At 76.7% G+C, this 22,535-nt stretch carries 2 protein-coding genes; both read right to left on the bottom strand.

Translation table 11 applies throughout. The features are described 5' to 3' along the window. Positions 1-30: 30 nt before the first annotated feature. Complete coding sequence (locus IAG42_RS38420) at positions 31-7,416, bottom strand: beta-ketoacyl synthase N-terminal-like domain-containing protein (protein WP_188341877.1); 7,386 nt, start codon at positions 7,414-7,416, stop codon at positions 31-33. Continuing rightward, positions 7,413-22,514: a non-ribosomal peptide synthetase gene (locus IAG42_RS36305; protein ID WP_188341876.1), complete on the bottom strand. Its 15,102-nt coding sequence runs from the start codon at positions 22,512-22,514 to the stop codon at positions 7,413-7,415. Before IAG42_RS36305 ends, IAG42_RS38420 begins: the two co-directional genes overlap by 4 nt. Positions 22,515-22,535: the final 21 nt, after the last annotated feature.

The raw sequence follows: 22,535 nt of genomic DNA, 5'->3' as shown, positions 1-22,535 counted from the left end.
CTCAGGGACTCAGGTGCCGGGGGCGCGGGGTCAGGCGTGCTGGGGCAGGAGGGCCAGCGCCTGCTCCACGGTCATCCGGTTGTCGCGGACGGCACCGAGCAGGGCATCGAGGTCGGCGGCGCTGATCTGCGCGGGCGCCGGGGCGGAGGGGTCCGTGGAGGAGGCGGTGGCGGCGGGTGCGGAGCGGTCCGCCGAGCGGGCGGCGATGTGCGCGGCGAGGGCGGTCAGGCTCGGGTGGTCGTAGAGCACACCGGCCTTCTCGTCGAGGCCGTAGGCGTTGTTGAGGAACGCGACGAACTCGACGCCGAGGATCGAGTCGAGGCCCAGCGCGTTGAAGGTCGCGTCGACGTCGACGTCCCACACGTCGCAGTAGAGGGTCTCGGCGAGCTGCTCGCGCAGGGTCTCCAGCACGGCGGCGGAACGGGCGCCGTCGGCCGGGGCGGCCGCAATCGGGGCCGGTGCCTGAACGGGTGCGGGCGCGGCCGCAATCGGGGCCGGTGCCTGAACGGGTGCGGGCGCGGCCGCAATCGGGGGCGGTGCCTGAACGGGTGCGGGCGTGGACACGGCGGGCTGCCCGGCGACCGCCGCGGCGACCCGGCGGGCGAACGCGCTCGGCGTGGGGTGGTCGTAGAGCTCGGTGGCCTTGAGGTCGGTGCCGAACTTGGCGTTGACCAGCGCGATGAACTCGACGCTGAGGATGGAGTCGACACCGAGCGACTGGAACGTGTGCTCCGGATCGAGGTCGCCCGGCTCCATGTAGAGGACCCCGGCGAGCACGTCCCGCAGATCCTCGGCCACCTGGTCCGTCCTGGGGGCGGCGGGCGCGGCGGCGGGCTGCGGCACCGGCGGCGCGGCGGCCGGAACCGGGGCCTGCGCCTGCGCCTGCGGCGGTGCCGGTGCCGGTGCCGGGGTCGCGGCCCCGCCCAGCGGTCGGAGGGAGATCTTGCGGGCTCGGGTCATGGGAGACGCCTCCTGAGGCGTGGTCGTGTTCGTCACGGGCGGCGCCGCGTTCAGCGGCCGGAGCACGGCGGTCGCGGCGGCGGGCGCGGGGGCCCGCACGGGTGCCGGCTCGGCGACCGGCCCGGCCGTCGGCGCGGGGGCCTGCGAGGCGGCGGCACGCAAGAGGGCCTGTACGGCGGCCGACGCGGGCACCTGCGCGGCGGCCGGCTCGGCCACCGGCGCCGGGGCGGGCCCGGGGACCCGTACCGGAGCCGGCTCGGCCGCAGGCGGGGGCCCGGCCGGTTCGGGCGCAGGCGCCGCGGGCTGTGCCGGGCGGCCGAAGTCGCGGAGGTGGGAGCGGAGTTCGGGAGGGGTGGGGGACGCCGTGCCGAGGCCCTGGCGGTGGAGGCGTTCGATCTGGAGGTCGTACCAGCAGCGGACGCGCTCGAAGGGGTAGTGCGGCAGCGGTACGCGCCGCGCGTCCGGTCCGGCACCGCAGACGGCGACCCGGTCGATCCGGCCTCCGTCGAGCCACACCCGTACGGGATCGTCGGCGGCCACCTCGGTGCGGCGCCAGGGCCGGGGGCGGCCCGCCGCGACGGCTTCGAGGCCCGCGAGCAGCTCCGGAAGCGATCCCGCCGCGACCGCGGCCCGGTGCTGCAGATCGGCGCGTCCGGCGGCGAAGGTGTGGGCGACGTCGGCGGGCCGCACCGGTTCGCCGCGCTCGGCGGCGGCGGTCAGCGCGTCGCGCAGCGCGCCGGCGTAGGCGGCGAGTGCGGTGTCGGTGCGCGCGGAGAGGAACACCACGACGGGTTCGTTCTCCTCGGGGCCGCGCGGGGCCCGCGCCGGCGGTCCCTCGACGACGACGTGGGCGTTGCCGCCGCCGGCGCCGAAGGAGCTGATGCCGGCGCGCAGCGGCCGGTCGGTGCCGTCGCGGGTGGTCCAGGGCGCGATGTCCTGCTGGACGGTGAACGGCACGCGGTCGAAGTCGATCTCGGGGTTCGCGGGGGTGGCGTGCAGCGAGGGCACGAGGGTGCGGTGGCGCATCTGGAGCAGCACCTTGGCGAGGGCGACGGCGCCCGCCGCCGATTCGAGGTGCCCCACGTTGGACTTCACCGAGCCGATGGGCAGGTCGCCGGGTCCCTTGACGCCGTCCCGGGAGAACGCGGAGGCGAGGCCCCGGATCTCGATGGGATCACCGAGCGCGGTGCCGGTGCCGTGGGTCTCCACGTAGTCGAGGTCGCCGGCGCTCAGCCCGGCGTCGCGCAGGGCCTTGGTGACGAGGTCGGCCTGGGCGCGCGGGTTGGGCACGGTGTAGCCGTTGGTGCGGCCGCCGTGGTTCGCGGAGGTTCCGCGGATCACGCCGTGGATGTGGTCGCCGTCGCGCAGGGCGTCGGCGAGCGGCTTGAGGACGAACGCGCCGACGCCCTCGCCCGGTACGTAGCCGTCGCCGCCCGCGCCGAAGCTGCGGCAGCGGCCGTCGCTCGCGGCGAACCGGCCCTGGCCCAGCATGAAGTACTTGTTGGGGTGGATCAGGACGTTGACGCCGCCCGCGATGGCGACCTTCGAACTGCCGGCGCGCAGCGACTCGACCGCGAGGTGGATCGCGGTGAGGGCGGAGGAGCAGGCGGTGTCGACGGCGGTGCTCGGACCCTGGAAGTCGAAGAAGTAGGAGACGCGGTTGGCGATGGACCAGTAGGCGCTGTTGGCGAGCACGTGGTTGCCGCGCAGCCGTTCCTCCGCCTCGTGGAGCTGGTACTCGCCGTACATGGCGCCGACGAAGACGCCGACGTCCTTGCGGTGCACAGGGTCGCCGCCGGTGACGAGGGTGTCGGGGGTGTACCCGGCGTCGTCGAGGGCGGCCCAGCAGGACTCGAGGAAGAGCCGGGACTGCGGGTCGACGGTGCCGGCCTCGCGCGGGGAGATGCTGAACAACGGCGCGTCGAAGTTCTCGACGCCGTTCACGAAGCCGCCCCACTTGGTGTACGTGCGGTCGGTGCGGGTCTTGTCGGGGTCGTAGAGGGCCTCGGCGTCCCAGCGTTCGCGGGGCACCTCGGTGATGCTGTCGCGCCCGGCGACGAGGTTGTCCCAGAACGCGTCGAGCCCGTCGGCCTCCGGGAACCGCCCGGCGACGCCGATGATCGCGACGGCGCGGGGGTCGACGGCCTCGGGCGCGACGTCCGGCGCGGGCCGGGGCGCGGCGTGGAGGCGGGCGCTCTCGTCGAGCGGCGCGGTGGAGGAGGCGGGCGGTTCGGCGGCGGCCGGGGCGGGTTCCGGCTGTGCGGCGCCGGTGAGTTCGGCGCAGCGTTCGGGGAACTCCTCGACGAGGTGCTCGGCGAGCTCGGCGACCGTGCGGCACTCGAACAGGAGCGTCTTGGAGAGCCGGCCGAAGTCGGCGGCCAGGAGTTCCACCACGCGGATGGCGAGGAGCGAGTCGATGCCCAGGTCGTCGAAGGGCCGGTCGGGGGTGACCTGTTCGACGGGCGTGCGGGTCGCCTCGGCGACGACGGTGCGCAGGCGCTCCTCCAGCAGTCCGGCGACCGGGGCCGCCGCGGTACCGGTGGCGGGGGCCGCGGCCGGGCCGGGCTCCAGCGGCGTCACCTGTGTCACCGTCGCCTCGGGGGTATCGGGTGCGGCTACGGGTTCCGGGTCGAGCAGCGCGAACGCCTCCCGCATCCGGTCCAGGTCCCCGTACAGCACGACCGGCGTGCTCTCCTCGCCGGCCCGCTCGGGTGCGCCGAGGAGGGCTTCGAGGACGGCGGTGCCGGTGGCGGTGGGCATCGGGCGCATACCGAGCGCTTCCAGTTCCTGCTCCGCGTCCGGGCCGGTCCGCATGCCGCCCTCGGCCCAGTACGGCCAGCTGACGGAGAGGGAACGGCCGCTGCGGGAGGCGGACTTGGCGAGGCGGGCGCGGCGGGCGACGAACGCGTCGGCGGCCGCGTTGGCGAAGGCGTAGTCGGCCTGCCCGGGGCTGCCGAGCGCTCCGGAGACGGACGAGTAGACGACGAAGAAGTCCAGCGGCCAGTCGGCGGTGGCCGCGTCGAGCGCGGTCGCGGCGGTCAGTTTGGCCGCGATCACGTCGGCGGCGTCGGTGGTCTCCTTGCGCAGCACGTACGCGTCGCGCAGGACGCCCGCGCAGTGCAGCACGCCGTGGACGGGATCCTCGGCCCTGATCCGTTCCGCGCAGGCGCCGACCGCCGCGGCGTCGGTGCTGTCGAGCCGGTGGTACGTGACCGATCCGCCGGTGCGTGCGACGTGTTCGGCGAGCCGGGCGATCTCCGCGCCGCGTTCCCCGTCGGCGGCGGACCGGCCGGTGAGGACGAGGTGTGCGGCGCGGGTGTCGAGCAGGTGGCGGGCGAGGAGAGTGGCGAGGCCGCCCATGCCGTTGATCCAGTACCGGCCGCCGTCGCGGAACGGAGCGCCGCCGCCGGCCGGGAGCGCGGTGGGGCGCAGGACGGAGGTGGTGAGGGCGCCGTCGCGGGCCACGGCGAGCCGGCGGGCCGCCGGGGCCCGGGTGACGGCGGCGCGGACGGCGGAGGCGAGCGCGTCGGGTCCGGCCTCGGCGTCGAGCGCGAGCGCGGTCACCTCGAAGCGCGGGTTCTCCCCGGCGAGCGAGCGGCCCAGGGCGGCGACGCCGTGGCCGGTGACGGCCGCCGCGTCGTCGAGGGCGTCGGCGGGGTGGGGGACGAGGACCTTGGCGCCGCGCCGGGACAGCGGGCGCAGCAGTGCCTTGAGGAGGGCGAGCAGGCGCAGGGCGTCGGCCGGGGAGCCGGTGGCGGCCCGCTGGAGCGGCCAGACCACGACGGGCGCGGTGGTGCCCTCGCCCAGCCGGGCGACGAGCTCGGCGCCGGTGGCGGCGGCCTGCTCGGCGTCCTCGGGGTCGGGCAGCCGCACGTCGGCCCCTTCGAGGGGTGCGTCGCCGATGACGACGAGCGGGGCGTCGGGGCGGTCCTGCGGGAACGCGTCGAACGGGGTGCTCGCGGGCGCGAACAGGTGGACGCCGTCGGGCAGTTCACGGGGTTGTGCGGAGGAGCCGTCCGTGCGCGGGACGGGGCGCAGGGCCAGGCCGTCCAGGGTGAGGACGACGCTTCCGTCCGGGCCGGCGACCGTCACGTCGTACTTGCGCACCCGGCGCCCGCCGCCGGCCAGCCGCACGGGCCGCACCCGTACCCATGCCTCGCGCGGCAGCGGGGCGTGCACGGTGAGGGCGTCGACGGCGAAGGGGATGAACGTCTCGCCGTCGAGGTCCTCGCGCAGGACGCATCCGATGACGGTCTGCAGGGCGCCGTCCAGGACGTACGGGCACAGGGTGTCGCCGCCGGAGGGGCCGTCGGCGGCGATGCGGGCGAGGGCGCCCTCGCTGCCGTGGCGCAGTTCGCGCAGCACCTGGAAGGCCGGGCCGTAGGTGACGCCGTGTTCGCCGAAGTAGCGGTACAGGCCGGCCGGTTCGGCCGTGTCGGGGAAGGCGGCGCGCAGGGCGGTGAGGTCGAGCGGGGCGGGGGCGTGTGGGGTGCCGGTCGTGGGGCGGGCCTCGGCGTGCTCGGTGTCGGACAGGACGCGCACGCTGTCGCCGGTGACGGCGGCGGTCAGGGTCAGGGGGGCGGTGACCTCGACCGGCCGGTGGAAGGCGATGTCGGCGAGGCCGGTCGTGGCGGGGTCGGCGCGGCGGGCCGCGGTGAGGGCGAGGTCGAGCTGGGCGGCGGCGGGCAGCACCGGGCGGCCCGCGACGACGTGGTCCGCGGCGACCGGGTCCTCGGGGCGCACGATGCGGGAGGGGGCGGCGCCGGGGCGGGGCCAGAGCGTGCGGGCGAACGGGTAGCCGGGCAGCCGGACCCTGCGGCCCGCCGGCGCGTCCGTGTCCGGCAGCTCGCCGGTGCCCGCGGCCCAGGCCCGGTAGGGCTCGGGCGCGGTGGCGGCGACCGGTTCCGCGCCGGCGGCCAGCTTGCGCAGTCCGTCGGCGAGTTCGGTCACGGACGCGGCGTGGAGGACGGCGCGCACGCGGCGGGTGCTGCGGCCCGTGCGCAGGGTGTGGGCCACGTCGGTGAGGGGGTGCTCCGTGACGGCGTCCGCGAGGTCACCGGCGAGGGCGCGCAGCGCGGTGTCCGTGTGGGCGGACAGGACGCACCACCGCGCGTCGCCGTCCCCTTCGGTGCCCTGCGTCTCAAGTCGCTGGACAGGCGGGGCCTGTTCGAGGACGACGTGGGCGTTGGTGCCGCCGATGCCGAAGGAGCTGACGGCGGCGCGGCGCGGCCCGTCGGGCACGGGCCAGCCGCCGGAGACGAGGTCCGCGTCGGCGACGCGCAGTCCCCCGGCGCCGCGCAGCGCGCGGTTGGGCGTGGAGAACGGGGCCTGGACGGGCACGGTGCCGTGTTCCAGGGCCAGGACGGCCTTGACGACGCCCGCGATGCCGGCGGCCGTGTTGAGGTGGCCGAGGACCGACTTGACGGAGCCGAGCGCGGCGGGGTGCGGGCGTTCGCCGCCGTAGACCCGCTCCAGTGCGGCGAACTCGACCGGGTCGCCGAGATGGGTGCCGGTGCCGTGGGTCTCCAGGTAGCCGACGGAGTGCGGGTCGGTGCCGGAGACGGCCAGGGCCTCGCGGATGACGGCTTCCTGTCCCTCGGGGGAGGGCGCGTGGTAGTCCATCTTGCGGCCGCCGTCGTTGTTGACGGCGCTGCCGCGCAGCACGGCGCGTACGGGGTCGCCGTCGCGCACGGCGTCGGCGAGGCGGCGCAGCACGAGCGCCCCGCCGCCGTTGCCGAAGAGGGTGCCGTCGGCGGTGTCGTCGAAGGGGCGGCACTCACCGGTCGGGGAGAGGATCATGCCGGGGGCGGCCAGGTATCCGGCCTGCGGGAAGTGCAGGGAGGCGGCGGCCACGACGGCGAGGTCGCACTCGTGGCCGAGCAGGCTCTCGGCGGCCAGGTGCAGGCCGACGAGCCCGCTGGAGCAGGCGGTCTGGACGGTGAGGCTGGGGCCCGTGAGTCCGAGCTTGTAGGAGACGCGGGTCGCGGCGAAGTCCTTGTCGGACGAGGAGAAGCGGATCATGCCGGCGGCGTCGAGCTCGGTGATGCCCACGGGCGGGAGGGTCGGCTGGCCGACGGAGACGTAGGCGGCCGTGCGCAGTCCGGTGCGGTCGGGGGCGAAGCCCGCGTCCTCCAGGCCGTGCCAGGCGACCTCCAGGAGCAGACGCTGCTGCGGGTCCAGCCATTCGGCGTGCTGGGCGCTGTAGCCGAAGAACTCGGCGTCGAAGGCGTCCGCGTCCGCGAGGACGACGCCGGCGGGCACGAACTCCTCGCGGGCCACGGTGGCGGGGTCGTGCCCCAGGGCGATCAGCTCGGCGTCGGTGTGGCGCCGGATGCCGGAGCGTCCCTCGTCGAGCAGCTGCCAGAGCCGGCCGACGGAGGTCGCGGGCCCGAACCGGCAGGCCATGCCGACGACGGCGATGGCGTTGGGGTCGATTCCGTGGGCGTCGTGGGTCATCGTTCGTCTCCGAGTCGGAACGCGCGCCGCAGCTCACGGCGGGAGGGTCGGTCGGGGGCGTCGGCGGTCGCTGCGGGGGCGGAGGGGGCGCCGGCGCCGAGGCGTCCGGCGAGCAGGCCGACGAGGTCGTCGACGGTGGGCCGGGCGAACAGGTCGGCGAGTTCGATACCGGTGTCCGGGTACGCCGCGTCGAGCCGGGCGAACAGCTGCCCGAGCAGCAGGGAGTTGCCGCCGAGGTCGAAGAACCTGCGGTCGGCGGGGACGTCGTCCATCTCCAGCAACTCGCGCCACAGGCCGAGGACTTCGGCACGCAGCGCGTCGGTGCTCACCGAAACCGATGCCGCCGCCCCGGGGACCGCCTTCGGAGGAGTTCCGGGCGACGGCGCGGCGGGGGACTCCTGCGCGGCCAGCCGGACGGCCTCCTTGCGGTCGACCTTTCCGTTGGGCGTGAGCGGCAGTTCCTCCGCCGCGACGAGCCGGTCGGGCAGCATCCACGGCGGCAGGCTCGCCGAGACGAAGTCGCGCAGCGCGGCGAGGTCGGGCAGCGGGCTGCCGGCGCGGGGCACGGCGATGACGAGGAGCCGGGCGGAGGGGCCTTCGCCGCGCACCGCGAGGACGACGCGGGCGAGCGCCGGGTGGGCGCTCAGCACGGCCTCGATCTCGCCGAGTTCGATGCGGTGGCCGCGGATCTTGACCTGGCTGTCGGCGCGGCCGAGGAAGAGCAGGCGTCCCGCCTCGTCCCGCCGGACCAGGTCCCCGGTGCGGAACCAGCGGCCTCCGCCGGTGGCCCGGACGGGATGGCCGGTGAAGCGTTCGGCGGTGAGGCCGGGCTGCCGCCAGTAGCCCTGGGCGACGCCGGCTCCGCCGATCCACAGTTCGCCCGGCTCCCCCGGCTCCGCGGGACGGTGCCCGTCGACCTCGGTGAGGACGAGTTCCGTCGCGCCGATCGGCTCGCCCAGGTGGACGGGGCCGTCGTCGGTGACGCGCGCGATGGTGGACCAGATGGTGGCCTCGGTGGGTCCGTAGACGTTCCACAGGCTGCCGGTGCGGCCGCTGAGGGCGGTGGCGAGGCTGCCCGGCAGCGCCTCGCCGCCGCAGAGCGCGACCAGTCCGTCCGCGCCGCTCCAGCCGCCGTCCACGAGGAGCTGCCAGCCGGCCGGGGTGGCCTGCATCGCGGTGATGCCGCGGGACTCGATGAGGCGGGCCAGACGGCGGGCGTCGACGACGTCGGTGCGTTCGGCGACCACGACGGTGCCGCCGGTCAGGAGCGGCAGGAACAGTTCGAGGACCGAGATGTCGAAGCAGACGGTGGTGACGGCGAGCAGCCGGGCCGGGTCGCGTTCGTCGATGCCGGTCTTCGCCGCGATGGCCTCCAGGGTGTGGACGACGTTGGCGTGGGTGACGCCGACGCCCTTGGGCCTGCCGGTGCTGCCGGAGGTGAACATCAGGTACGCGAGGGCGGTGGGCGCGGGCGGGCTCCCGGCGGGCGCGCCGGTGCCGCCGTCGTCGCGCAGGTCCGCGGGGTCGAGGGTCGTGAGGCGTCCGGGCAGCAGCCAGGTCAGGTCCCGGTCGGCGACGGCGACGGCGCAGCCCGCGCCCTCGACGACGAGGGACAGCCGTTCGCTGGGATAGGAGTCGTCCAGCGGGACGTAGGGGCGGCCGCTCTTGAGGATGCCGAGCAGGACGGCGGGCAGCCGTGCGGAGCGGTGCATCAGGACGGCGACCGGCTCGCCCGGCCGGGCCGCCGCGTCGACGCGGCGGGCGACGGTGTCGGACAGGGCGTCGAGTTCGGCGTAGCTGAGGCGCTCGGCGTGGTCCTCGACGGCGGTCGCGTCCGGGCAGCGGCGCACGGTCGCGGCGAAGCGGGTCACGAGGGTGCCCGCGGCCGGGTCGAGCAGGTCGCCGACCGAGGTGCCGGTCGTGGTGCGGGCGGCGGCCGCGAGGTCGACGGCGGTGCGGCGCAGGTCCTCCACGAACCGGTCCACGCCGGCGCCGTCGAGGACGGCGGTGCGGTGGTTGGCGAGGATCTCGGTGCCGTCGGGGGTGTCGGTGATCTCGAGGCCGAGGTCGAAGTGGCCCTGCTGGCCGCGCCGGTGCACCGGCTCCCATCCGGCGGGCGCGGGCACGTCCCGCTCCCAGTTCTGGTAGGCGAGCGTGACGGTGGGCAGCGCGTCGTCGCCGTGCGCGGCCCGGCACAGGGCGGCGAACCGCGGGTAGGGCAGCGCCGCGTGGGCGAGGGCCTCGCGCACGGCCCGGCCGAGGGTGCGCAGCCAGGCGGCGGGGTCGAGCGCCGGGTCGACGTCGACGCGTACGGGGACCGAGTTCACGAAGCAGCCGACGGTCGCCTCGTCCTGTGCGGAGGAGCGCCCGTAGGTGGGCACGGCCACCAGGAAGGCACGCCGGCCGGTGGCCCGCGTCAGGGAGAGGGCGAACGCGCCGAGCCACGCGGTGAACCGGGGTACGTCCGCGGCCCGCGCGAGCTCGCCGAGGGCGGCGGTCAGGCTGCCGGGCAGCGTGTACTCGCGGTGGGCGCCGGCCGCGCCGGCCTGCTCACCGCCGCCGGGGAAGAGGACACCGGCGGGGGTGGCGTCGGCCAGGCGGGTGCTCCAGTGGCGCTCGGCCTCGGCCCACACGGCGGGTTCGGCGGCGTCGCGTTCGCGGCGCAGCGCCGCGGCCGGCGAGCCCGCCTCGGGCAGGCCGGCGGGCACGCCGCGCACATGGGCCGCGTACAGGGCGGTGATGTCGCGGCGCAGCAGGTCGGCGGAGCGGCCGTCCACGGCGATGTGGTGCGTGGTGAGCTGGAGGACCGGCCGCTCCCCGGCGACTTCCCAGAGCACGGCGCGCAGCAGCGGTTCGGCGGAGGTGCGCAGCCTGCGGTCAGCCTCCTCGGCGACGGCCCGCTCCAGCGCCTCGCCGTCGACGATCCGGGTGACGAGCGCGGGAGCGTCCGGCGCGGGGACGAACGCGGGGCTGCCGTTGTGGGTGCGCACGCAGCAGCCCAGCAGGGGGTGGCGGCGCACGAGTTCCGCGACGGCGGCGCGCACGGCCTCGCGGTCGGCGCCCTCGGGCAGCCGCCAGGACAGCGAGATGTTGTACGGGGTGTGCGGTGCGGCGGCCTGGTCCGCGGCCCACATGCCGACGAGCCGGTCGGGCAGCGGGGCCGGGAACGTGGCGTCGGCGACGGGGGTGACAGGAGCAGCCGGAGCGGTGACGCCGCTCTCGGCGGCGAGGGCGGTCAACTGGGCGCCGTGCACGTCCAGCAGACGCTCGGTCAGGTCCCGCAGTCCGGTGCTGTCCAGGAGCAGGGGCAGCGGCACCCGGCCGAGGTCGTCCTCCAGGATCCGGGCGAGCCGCATCAGGGCGATGGAGTCGAGGCCGTGATCGGCGAGCGGAATCTCGGGATCGAGGTCGAGGTCGCCGGGCCCCCGCCCGATGGTCCGCGCGACCCGCCCCGTGATCCAGCGCAACGCGCTCTGCTCGGGGCCATCGGGGGACGCCTGCGGTACGGGGACGGCCTCCGGCCGGGCGGAGGTGACCGAGGGGCCGGCGTCCGGCCGGGCGGAGGTGACCGGAGCTTGGGGCTTCGTGCGGGCGGGCCCGGCCAGCGGCGCGGGCTGCTCCGTGACCACGCCCGCGGCCGCTTCCCACGCGGTGAGGTCGCCGGCCGCCAGGGCCGCGTAGGGCGTGGTGGCGTCCGGGGCGAGCAGGGGCCAGACGCGGCTCAGGGCCGTGCGGGTGGCGACGGGGCGCAGGCCGTAGGTGTCGGCGAGGTAGGCGAGGGCGTCGGGTTGCGGGGCCATGCCCGCGTCCGCGAGGACGGGCCAGCCGACGGAGAGGGTGCGGCCGGGCCGGCCGGTCGCCGCGCGGCAGGCGGCGAAGCCGTCGAGGAAGCCGTTGGCGAACGCGTAGTCCGACTGGCCCTGGTTGCCGACGAGCGCGGCCAGGGACGAGGCGAGGACGAAGAAGTCGAGGGGGTGGTCGGTCAGGGCCGCGTCCAGGCGCAGGGCGCCGAGCACCTTGGCCCGGCACACCTCTTCGACGGTCTCGGCCGTCTTGCCGCGCAGGAATCCGTCGCGGAGCACGCCGGCCGTGTGCACGACGCCGCGCAGCTGGACGCGTTCCCGGGCGAGCCACGTGCCGAGCGCGGCCATGTCGTCGGCGTCGGCGACGTCGCAGCGGCGGTAGGTGACAGCGCCGGCCGGGCCCAGTTCCCCCAGTTCCCTCAGGGCCGCGGCGTCCGGCTCCGAACGACCCACGAGCACCAGGCGGGCGCCCGGGGTCCGGGCCAGGATGTCGGCGGCGACGTGCCGGCCGAGTCCGCCGAGTCCACCGGTGACGAGGTAGGTGCCGTCGGGCCGCAGGGGCGGGCAGGCGGTGTCCGGTGCGGTGGACGCCGCGCCGGTGAGCGGGCGCAGGACGGACACCCTGCGCCCGGCGCCGCCCAGCCGGACCCAGTCGGCGCCCGCGGCGGGCCGTGCGGCCTCGGCGAGCAGTTCGGTGACATCCGTGGGGGCGGCGGCCCCGTCGAGGGTGACCAGGCGCAGCGTGAACCTTCCGGTCTCACCGGCGACGGTCCGCGCCAGGCTGTGCAGGCCGTGCACCAGGGGCGGGAGGGTGCCGTCGCGCCCGGCCCGGGTGACGAGCAGGACGCGGGCACCGTCCAGGGCGCGGCTGCGCACGAACGCGCGCAGGAGCCGGAACACGGGGGCGAGTTCGCGGCTCACGAACCGCTCCCACTCCCCCGTGACCTCGTCCGGGGACAGCGGTGCGGCTCCGAGGCGGGCCGCCGCGCCGCCGTGTGCCAGGTCGACCAGGACGACGGCGGGCGGGCCGGTGCGCCGGGCGGTCTGCGCGAGGGTCTCCTCGTCGGCGGCCTGCTCCGCCCCGAGGGTGGCGGCGGCCTGCGCGTCCCAGCCGGAGGCTCCGGTGCCGACGACCCACAGGGGTGCCTGCGGAAGGTCGGGCGCGGCCGCAGCGGCCGGCGCGGGGCTCCAGTCCGTCACATATCCCCGTACGGGAACGGAAGCGGAATCGGAGCCGGTGTCGGTGGTGGAGGTCACGGTCGGGCGGGGGGCGGCCTGCGGGCGGGTGCCCTCGTCGACCAGGACGCGGAAGCCGGTCACGTCGGCGAGCACGTCCCCGGTGTCCGGGTCGACGATGTTCAGGTCGAAGACGTGGATGCCGGCCGCGGTGTCGTGCCGGACCCGGCGGGCGTGCACATAGGCGCCCCCGGTGGTCGGCTGATGGACCGTCATCCGCTCGACGGCCAGCGGGCGCAGGGTGCGCCCGGCGCCGGATCCTTCCCGCAGCAGGAGGTACGCGGCCGTCTGGCAGGCCCCGTCGAGCAGTGCGGGGTGCATCACGTGACGGCCGTCGGGGTCCTCGCCCTCCGCGAGCCGCAGCTGCGCGGTGACCTCCTCGCCGCGTACGACGGCCCGCCGCACGGTGCGGTACATGGGGCCGTAGGAGAATCCGTGGGCGGCGAACAGCCCGTAGAAGTCCTCGCCGTCGCCGGCGCCGATGTGGGCGTCGAGGTCGGCGGTGCGGTAGACGAGGACGGGCCGTACGGGGCCGTCGGCGCCGGGGGCCGGGGCCGGGTCGACCCAGCCCTGGGCCACGACGTCGTCCTCGACGCAGGTCCTGAAGCGCCGGGAGCCGCGCCCGTCGGGCTCCTCGAGGACGGTGCTGACCGTCATGGGCAGGCCGGCGGCCGGGCGCGGCCAGACGAGGTCGCGCAGGACGGTGCGGTAGGGGTTTCCGCCCGCTCCGAGCAGCGCCTCGTGCACCAGTTCGGGGTGGAAGGCGCCGGGCAGCAGCGCCTCTCCGTCCACGACGTGGTCGGCGACCCAGCGCGAGGCGCCGCCCAGGCGTGCGGTGACGGTGCGGGCGGCCGGCACGGTCAGGGTGTCGGTGAGCGGCATCGGGGAGGTGCCGGACTCGGGCAGCGCGCAGCGGACGCGGGCGAACGGCGTGCCGGGCAGCGGGACGCGCCGCCCGCCTGCCGTGGGGGCGCAGGCGGCGTCGGCGACCCAGGCGCGGGCATCGTCGTCCGCGCCGTCCGCCCGCGGGTCGGTGAGCAGCGCCGGGTGGTCGGCGCCGTCGGCGAGGGCGCGCAGCGCGGCGCGCAGTTCGTCCGTGTCGTGGGCGGTCACGGCGGCCCGGCAGGGGGCGTGGTCACGGCCGGTGTGCAGGGTGTGGGCGATGTCGGCGAGGCGGTGGCCGTCGACGGCGGCGGCGAGGGCGCGGGCCGTGTCGGCGAGGCGTCCGGCGTCCGGTGCCGAGAGGGGTATCAGGACGGGCCCGGCCGCACGCTCTGCCGCCTTGTGGTCCTCGCGGTACTCCTCCAGGACGACGTGGGCGTTGGAGCCGCCCGCGCCGAACGAGCTGACGGCGGCCCGGCGCGGTGTGCCGGTGGCGGTGCCGGTCCAGGGTTCGGCGGCCGTCTGGATGCGCAGCGCGGTGCCGTCGAGGCCGAGCTTGGGGTTGGGCCGCTCGGCGTGCAGGGTCGGTACGAGGCGTGCGTGCCGCAGTTGCAGGATGGTCTTGGTCAGTCCGGCGATCCCGGCGGCGGCCTCGGCGTGGCCGATGTTCGACTTGACGGAGCCGACGCGCAGCGGGCCGTGGGTGCCGGCGTCCTCGAACGCGAGCGCCAGGGCGCGCAGTTCGACGGGGTCGCCGAGTTCGGTGCCGGTGCCGTGCGCCTCCAGGTAGCCGACGCTCGACGGGTCGACGCCGGAGCGGCGCAGCGTGGCGTCGATGAGCGCGGCCTGGGCGCGCGGGTTGGGGACGGTGTAGCCGCCGGTGCCGCCGCCGTGGTTGAGGCCGGTGCCGCGGATCACGGCGTGGATCGTGTCGCCGTCCGCCTCGGCGCGGTCGAGGCGCTTGAGGACGACGGCGCCCGCGCCCTCGCCGGGCACGAATCCGTCGCCGCCCGCGCCGAACGCCCGGGTGTGCTCGCCGCGCGAGGGCATGCCGAGGGCGCACAGGCCGGTGAAGCGGTCCGGGTGCAGGTACAGGTTGACGCCGCCCGCGAGCGCGAGGTCCGCCTCACCGTTCTGCAGGGTGCGGCAGGCCAGGTGCAGGGCGGTCAGGGAGGAGGAGCACATCGTGTCGACGGTCAGGCTCGGGCCGCTCAGGTCGAAGACGTGCGAGACGCGGTTGGCGACGGAGGCGGCGGCGGTGACCGCGTACTCGGGGTTGTCGGCCCCCGCGGCACGGGCGTCGCGCTGGACGAGGAGGTGGCTGTTGGCGGTCACTCCGGCGAACACGGCGACGGACGGTCCGCCGTGGCTGCCGGCGAGGCTCCGCCGGGCGTAACCGGCGTTCTCGAAGGCCTCCTTGGCGATCTCCAGGAACAGCCGCTCCTGCGGGTCCATGAGCGCGGCCTCGCGCGGGGTGAGCCGGAACATCGCCGGGTCGAAGGCGTCGATCCCGTCGACGAAGCAGCCCCAGCGGGCGTATCCGCCGCCGAGGGTGCGGGCGGTGCGCCAGTCCCACCGTTCGGCGGGCACCTCGCGCACCGGGGTGCGCCCCGCGTCCAGCAGCTCCCAGAACGCGTCGACGTCGGCGGCGCCCGGATAGCGCCCGGCGAGTCCGACGACGGCGATGGCGTCACTGTCCGTGGCCCGCTCGGGGGGTGCGGCCACGGGGGTCACCGGTGCCGCCCGGTGGGGCCGGGCGACCTCGCGTACGGTCTGCTCCGCCTCCGTACGCATCGGCAGGGGCGCGCTCGGCGCCGGAGCCAGGTGCCGGGCCAGGTCCCTCGGGGTGGGGTGCTCGAAGAGCAGGGTCGAGGTGACGGTCCGCTCGGGGTACCGGGCGCGCAGCCGCTCGCAGAACTCCTCGTTGAGGAGGGAGTCCACGCCGAGCGCGGGGAAGTCACGGTCCGGGTCGAGCAGGGTCCGGTCGCGGGCGGTGAGTTCGGCGACCAGGTCGAGGAGTCCGTCCAGGACGTCCCCTGCCGGTGGTGTCCGCACCGGGCGCGGTGCGGCGGTGCGCTCCGGCGCACGGCCCGGCGCCGCCGTCCCGCGCGCCGCCAGCATCGCGGCCAGCTCGTCCACGGTCCGGTGCTCGAACAGGGCGGTCGCGGTCACGGGTCCGTACCGGCGCGACACCGCCTCGACCAGCTCCATGTTCAGCAGCGAGTCGACGCCCAGTTCCTGCCAGGGCAGATAGCCGGGCACCTCCGCGGCGGGGTCGCCGAGCAGGTCACGTACGACGGCCCGCAGCCCCTCGGCGATGTCCTGGACGGCGGAGCCGGCCGCCGCTGCCGCTTCCCCGGGCGCCTCGGCGCCGGGCGGAAGGCAGGTCAGCAGGGCCACGCACCCCGGCACGTCCCGCAGCCGGTCGACGCCGGTGAGCCGCCAGCCGTGCTCCTCGAGCAGCGCGCGCCAGCGCGGCACGTCCAGGAGCGGGCCGTGCGGCATGCGCCGGTCCGTGTCGACGTAGCGCCACCAGCCGTCGGTCAGGCCGAAGGTGAGGGTGTAGACGGCCGCGGGGGCGACCATCTCGGCGAGGAGCAGCCGGCCCCCCGGGGCGAGCAGCCGGCCGATGTGGTCCAGGGTGCGGGACAGATCGCGGGTCGCGTGGATGACGTTGCTGGCGACGACGAGGTCGACGGCGGCGGCCGGGAAGCCCTGGGCCTCCGGGTTCTTCTCGATGTCGAGCAGGCGCGGCGTCACGCGGTCGCCGAAGCGGCGGCGGCCGTGCTGGAGGAAGGCCGGCGACACGTCGGTGTAGGTGTAGTCGGCGTCCCGCACTCCGCGCGCGTCCAGGGCGGCCAGCGCGGCGGTGGTGGTGCCGCCGACGCCCGCGCCGATCTCCAGGATCCTCGGTGCGCGCAGTGCGGCGGCGCCGTCCGCGAGGGCTTCGGCGGCGGCGGCGTTGACCGGGTCGAAGAGCTGGTTGCCGCTGTAGACGGCGGTGACCCCGCTGAGGTCGCCGCCGGGGAACAGGACGGCCGTGGCGGGCAGTTCGCCCCGCAGGACGGGCCCGTACGACTCCAGGGTGCGGTCGAGCAGGGTGACGTGTCCGGCCAGGTCGGGGTGGTCGGCGAGCAGGCGGTCGCGGGTGCGGTCCAGCTCCGCGCGGCTGGGCACGGGTGCTCCCGCCCCGGCGTGCTCGGCGAGGAGTTCGAGGATCGCGGCGAGCAGCCTGCGGTGCTCGGGGACGAGGCCGAGGAGCGTGGACGCGGTCTCCGTGTCGGTCGCGGGCCGCGCGGCGAGCGCGGGCGCGAGACCGAGCTGCGTCATCCGGTGCGCGAGCGCGCCGCGCGCGTACGTGTCGAGCCGGCGCGCGGGGTCCGCGCTCTCCCCGCCTGTGGCGGGCGCGGTGAGCGGGCGCAGCGGCTCCGGGTCGCCGCTGAGCACGAGGGACTGCGGTCGGTTGCCGGACATGCCCGCTTCCAAGGCGGCCACTCCCCTTTCCGGGTCGAATGCGGTGATGCCGGGATATTCGCGGGCGACGTGCGTGGTGTAGCGGCGGGCGAGACCGGTGTCCCGCCACAGCCCCCAGTCGAAGGCGCGCACGGCGAGTCCGGTGTCGCCGTCGGCGGCGGTGGCGTAGTGGCCGAGGAAGGCGTTGGCGGCCGAGTAGTTGAGTCCGCCGACGCTGCCGAAGAGGCCGGCGGCGGAGGAGAACAGGACGAGTGCGGCGGGCCGGCCGGCCGGGCGCTCGCGCAGGGCGCGGCGCAGGGCCAGGACGGCGGTCACCTTGGTGGCGAGGACCCGGTCCAGGTCCTCCCGGCGCAGGGTGTCGAGCCGGGCCGGACTGAGGGAGCCGACGCTGTGGACGACGCCGTCCGGTTCGCCGAACGCGGCCCGGCAGGCGGCGACGGCGCGCTCGACGGCGGTGGGCTCGGCGATGTCGGCGCTGAAGTACTGGGCGCTCGCGCCGAGTTCGGACAGCCGGTCGATCAGCGCGGCCGTCCGCTCGTCGGCGGGCGAGCGGCCCACGAGGAGGAGGCGCGCCCGGTAGCGCCGGGCGAGGTGGCGGGCCACCTCGGCACCGATGCCTCCGGCGCCGCCGAACAGCAGATAGGTCCCGCCCGTGACGAAGCCGTCGCCGCCGGCAGCGGGGGCCGGTGCCGGGCGGTCGGCGTAGACCTGGCGCAGGCGGCGGCCGCCGCGCAGGGCGACGAGCGGCACGGCCGGGGCGCAGGGTTCGGCCAGGGCCGCGGCGAGTTCGGCGGGTCCCGCGTCCGCGTCGAGGTCGACAGCGGCGGCGGTGAGGCCCTCGACCTCGCGGGGCAGGGTGCGCAGGGCACCGAGCAGGGCGCCCTGAAGCGCCGCTCCGGGCCGCTGGGCGCCGCCGTCCGGGTCGGTGAGTCCGACGGTGACGAGGGTGAGCCGGGCACCGTCGTGGGCCCGGGCCACGGTCAGCAGCGTCTCGAGCCGGTCCCCCAGTGCCCGTACGCCCGCCGCGTCCTCGCTCCAGCGGGAGCCGTCCACGAGCAGCGCGACGTGCTCCGCACCCCGCAGGGCCCCGACGAGCCCGGGGTCGTCGGCGGACACGCCCCGCACCCCGGCACTCCCGGCGAGCCAGGCACTGTCCGCGTCGTGCACGACCACGACGTCGTGGGCGCGCGAGGAGTCGGCGGGGGCCGCCTCGACCTGCCATTCCGGCACCAGCACCCGCACATCGCCGGGGGCGGGGACGGCCGCGGGCGAGGCGCCTTCGGCACCGGCCGTCGCAGACAGCAAGTCAGATCCAGTCCGCGCGCCGGTCACGGACGCGGACCCGGCGGCGGGCGAGGCGCCCTCGGCACCGGCCGTCGCAGGCACCGGAACCGATCCGGTCCGCGTGCCGGGGACCGCGGGACGCCGTGCGCTGTCCGCCCCCGCCGCCGGCACGGTCCCCGCCGTACGCGAGTCGGGGCCCTCAACCCCCGACCCCGCCGGGGCTTCCGGCCCTTCCTGGACGAACACCCCGGCACCGCGGCCCGATCGGTCCTCAGCGCGGGCGGAAGCGGCCGGCAGGCCGCCGGGCTCGGCGTCGGCAGCGGCAGCGGCGGGTGCGGGATTGCCTTCCGCCGGCTCCGCCCGGCGTTCCGGCGCGGTGGCGGTGGCGTGCAGGCGCAGGCCCGCGACCCGCAGGACCGTCCGGCCCTCGGCCTGCACCTCCAGGTCGACGACCGTGTGCGTGGCGCTCTGTGCGGTGCGGACGATCCTCAGGTCCGCCCGCTCGGGCACGGCGCCGGACCAGTCGATGTGTTCCGCCGCCGCCGCGACCTGCAGGCCGGGGGCGTCCGTCAGGGACAGGGAGGTCTGCAGCGCGGCGTCCAGCCAGGCCACGCGCCGGGTCCGGGCGTCCGGGGCGGCGGGGGCGACGAGATGGGCCCGGGCCTGTTCGCCCTGGCGGCGCAGATCGCGTACGACGTCGTAGACGGAGCCGGTCACGATGCCGCGCCCGGCCAGGACGCCGCGCAGGTCGATGTCCCGGGCGGGGCCTTGGGGTTCGCCGTCGGGCAGGGGCGCCGCGGGGGCGTCGGCGCGCTCGGCGCGGGCGACGGTGGTGCCGTCGTGCTCGACGGTGATCCGGACGGCGCCGCCCGTCTCCTCGCTGCCGCGCAGCAGACGCACGGCGCCCTGCGCGGGCACGGACACCGGCCGCAGGAAGCGCAGGTGCCGCAGCGCGACGGGTCCGCCCTCGGCGAGCGCGTCGATCAGGGCCGCGCCCGGGAGGGTGACGGCGCCGCCGACCCGGTGCTCGGCCAGCGGGTCGCCGGCGCGCACGACATAACCCTGCGCGCCGGGCAGCCAGTGGGAGTCCCGCTCGAAGGGGTACGGCACGAGCGGCACACGGCGCGGGTGCGGCCCGCCGGACCACCGGTCGGCCCAGTCCGCGAGGCTCGTGTCCGCGCCGCGGAGCCAGCCGCGCAGCCAGGGGTCGGCGGGCTCGTCGTGCTCGCCGCGCGTGGCGAACGAACGTGCCGCGCGGGCGAGTTCGTCGAGGTCGCGGACGACGAAGAGGGCGCGGTGCGCCAGGTGCCTGCGGCCGGACTGGAGCGTCCAGGCGATCTCGTCGAGCGCGGGCGCCGACGCCCCGGCGGCCAGGTCAGCGAGGCTCGCGGCGAGCCGCGTCAGGGAGCCCGGCGTCGCCGCGGACAGCGGTACGGCGAACGGCCCGCCGCCCGGGGTGCGTGTGCCGTGGACCGGCGGCGCCTCCTCCAGGACGACATGGGCGTTGCTGCCGCCGAACCCGAAGGCGCTCACCGCCGCGCGGCGCGGTGCGCCACCGGTCCCGGCGGGCCAGGGCACCGGTTGCGCGGCGACCCGGACCGGGGTCCCGTCGAGCTCGATGTGCGGGTTGAGGCGGGTGAAGCCGGGCGTGCCGGGGATCAGGCCGTGCCGCAGCACCTGGACCGCCTTGATGACGCCGGCCAGGCCCGACGCGCCTTCCAGATGGCCGATGTTGGCCTTGGCCGAGCCGACCCAGACGCGGCCCTCGGGCCCCGCCGCGCGCTCGGGCATGCCCTGCTGTCCGGCGTCGAGGACCTCGCGGAAGGCGTCCAGCTCGATGGGGTCGCCGAGCGGGGTGCCGGTGCCGTGGGCCTCCAGGAAGCCGAGGTCGGCGGCGCTGAGGCCGGCCCGGTCGAGCGCGGTGCGGATCAGTCCGCTCTGTGCGCGAGGGTTGGGCGCGGTCAGCGCGGCGGCGCGGCCCCCGTGGTTGACGGCGGTGCCCCGGACGACGGCGAGCACGGGGTCGCCGTCGGCGAGGGCGCGGCGCAGCGATTTGAGGACGAGCCATCCGGCGCCCTCACCGCGGACGAACCCGTCGGCGTCCGCGTCGAAGACCCGGCTGCCGCCCTGGGGCGAGAGCATGCCGGCCCGGCGGTAGGCGCGGGCGTTGAAGCCGTTGCTGAGCAGGTTCGCGGCGCCCGCGAGCGCGACCTCGCACGCGCCGGAGCGTACGGCGGCCTCGGCGAGGGAGAGGGCGGTGAGGGCGCCGGAGCAGGCGGTGTCGACGGTGATGCTGGGGCCGGTGAAGTCGTACAGGTGGGAGACCCGGTTGGCGAGGAACGCGGGGAGGGTGCCGGTGGTGGCGTAGCCGTCGGCGGCGGGTCCGTGGGCCACCAGCTGCTCGCGGTAGTCGTAGCTGCACGTGGCGGCGTACACGCCGACGGGGGTTCCTGCGAGGGTGTCGGGGGCGAGACCTGCGTGTTCCAGGGCGTGCCAGCTGAGTTCGAGCAGGGCGCGCTGCTGGGGGTCCATGGATGCGGCCTGACGTGGTGTCACGTCGAAGAAGTCCGCGTCGAACAGGTCGATGCGGTCGAGCAGTCCGGCGCGGAAGCCGTCCGGCACCTCGCCCGCGAGCCGCCCCTCCCCCACCGGTCCGATACGGCACTCCCCCGCGCTCAGGAGCCGCCAGAAGGCCTCGGCGTCGTCCGCGCCCGGCACCCGGCAGGCCATCCCGATGACGGCGACGGCGTCGTCCATGTCGGAGCCGGTCCCCGTGCCGATGTCGGTGCGGGGGTCCTGGTCGTCGGCGCCCCTGCCGGTGCCGGTGCCCGCGCCCGTCGCAGTTGCGCTGCCCGTGCCGATGCCGGGGCCGCTGCCCGTACCCGGGCCGTTGCCCTGGGACAGTGCCTGTTCCGGAATCGGATTGTGCGCCGGGGCATGCTGCGGTGTGGACGTCCGCTCGTCCTGGGTCCGCTCGTCCTGGGTCCGTTCGGACAGCAGCTCCGCGAGGGCCTCGAGCGTCGGATGGCGCCACACGGCGGTGGCGGGCAGCGGGACGCCGAACGCGGTGCGCGTCTCGCGGATCAGGAGCAGGGCACGCGCGGAGTCGAGCCCCTGTTCGCCGAGCGGGCGCGCGGGGTCCACGCGGTGGCCCAGGATCTCGGACGCCAGGTCGACGAGCCGCTCCAGAACATCGCCCCGCGGAGCCGCGGCCGTCACGGCGGGCACCGGGGCCTCGGGGATGTCGTCGGCCGTGCCGGCCGCGCCGAGGGACGCGGTCAGCGCCTCCAGATAGGCGGACGCGTCCCGCCCGTTGAGCACGGTGTGGTCGAAGGCGAGCACCATCCGGCGCACGGGGCGCGTCCCGGAGTCGTCGACGCCGCCGAGGAAGAGGGTCGCGACGGCGGGCGGCACGACGACCGGCACCGCGAGGTCCGGACCCCGGTCGCCCAGGTGGGAGAGCAGGAGGGTGACGCTGCCGTCGGCCTGCGACCGGCCGCCGAGCGCCTCCTCGACGGCCTGCGCGTAGCGGCCGTCGAACTCCTCGGCCGGCAGGGTGTCGGCCGCGCGCACCACGGCGACGGTGAGGTCGGCGGCGTCGGTGGCCACGGCGATCCCGAGGTCCACGTGCTCGTGCACCCGCAGCGTGCCCGGGTCGAGGCGGCGCGAGCGCAGCCGGGCTCCCTCGGGCGCCGCCGCGCAGCGGGCCGCGTGGTGGGCGAAGGCCTGGAAGGCGGTCGAGAAGCGGGTGCCGCGGTGCCGGCGCAGCGCGGCCTGGAGTGTCTCCTCGTCGACGAGTGCGGAGACGACGGCGGGGACGACCTGGTCGCGGGCGGCGAGCAGGGCCCGGTTGAGGGCGCGCTGGCGGTCGGACTGGGCGACGTCGGTGCACCCGCTCTCCGCCGGCTCCGTCTCGTCACCGCTCCGCGCGGCGATGTAGCGCTGGAGGTCGGCGGGCATCAGGCTGGTGCCCTGCGCGGGGATGCCGGGCAGCAGGCTCTCGTCGATGCCGAGGCGGCGGGCGTGCGCCCGGGTGCGCGGGGGGATGCGCCGCGTCCCGGCGGGCCGCCCGGGCACACCCTGCGCGGACGCGCCGGGGGCCTCCGGCCCGGCGGCGGCCGTGCTCTGCGCGTCCGCCACACCGGCCCCGCCCTCCCCGCCGGGCACGTCCTGGCGCAGGGGCACGATCCGGCCGACGGAGCCGCCGATCGGTACGGTGTCGCCGACCTCGACGAGCCACGCCTCGAGGGTGCCGGCCACGGGGGACTCGATCTCGACGGCCGCCTTGTCGTGCTCCATCTCGTAGACGACCTCGTCCTTGGCGACCGTGTCGCCCGGCCGCTTGAGGAAGCGGACGATGCGCACCTCGACGATCCCTTCGCCGAGGCGCGGAACGGACAGCACGGATTCCGTGGTCATCTGCGCTTCTTCTCCCTGCGG

Origin of the sequence: Streptomyces xanthii (assembly GCF_014621695.1) — a bacterium.
Taxonomy (GTDB): domain Bacteria; phylum Actinomycetota; class Actinomycetes; order Streptomycetales; family Streptomycetaceae; genus Streptomyces; species Streptomyces xanthii.
The sequence above is the reverse complement of the archived record's forward strand: the minus strand, read 5'-3'. Positions and strand labels throughout refer to the sequence as shown.

Bases quoted from the DNA above. Each gene is read 5' to 3' on its own strand.
- IAG42_RS38420 (WP_188341877.1), bottom strand. From the start codon at position 7,416: ATGACCCACGACGCCCACGGAATCGACCCCAACGCCATCGCCGTCGTC.
- IAG42_RS36305 (WP_188341876.1), bottom strand. From the start codon at position 22,514: ATGACCACGGAATCCGTGCTGTCCGTTCCGCGCCTCGGCGAAGGGATC.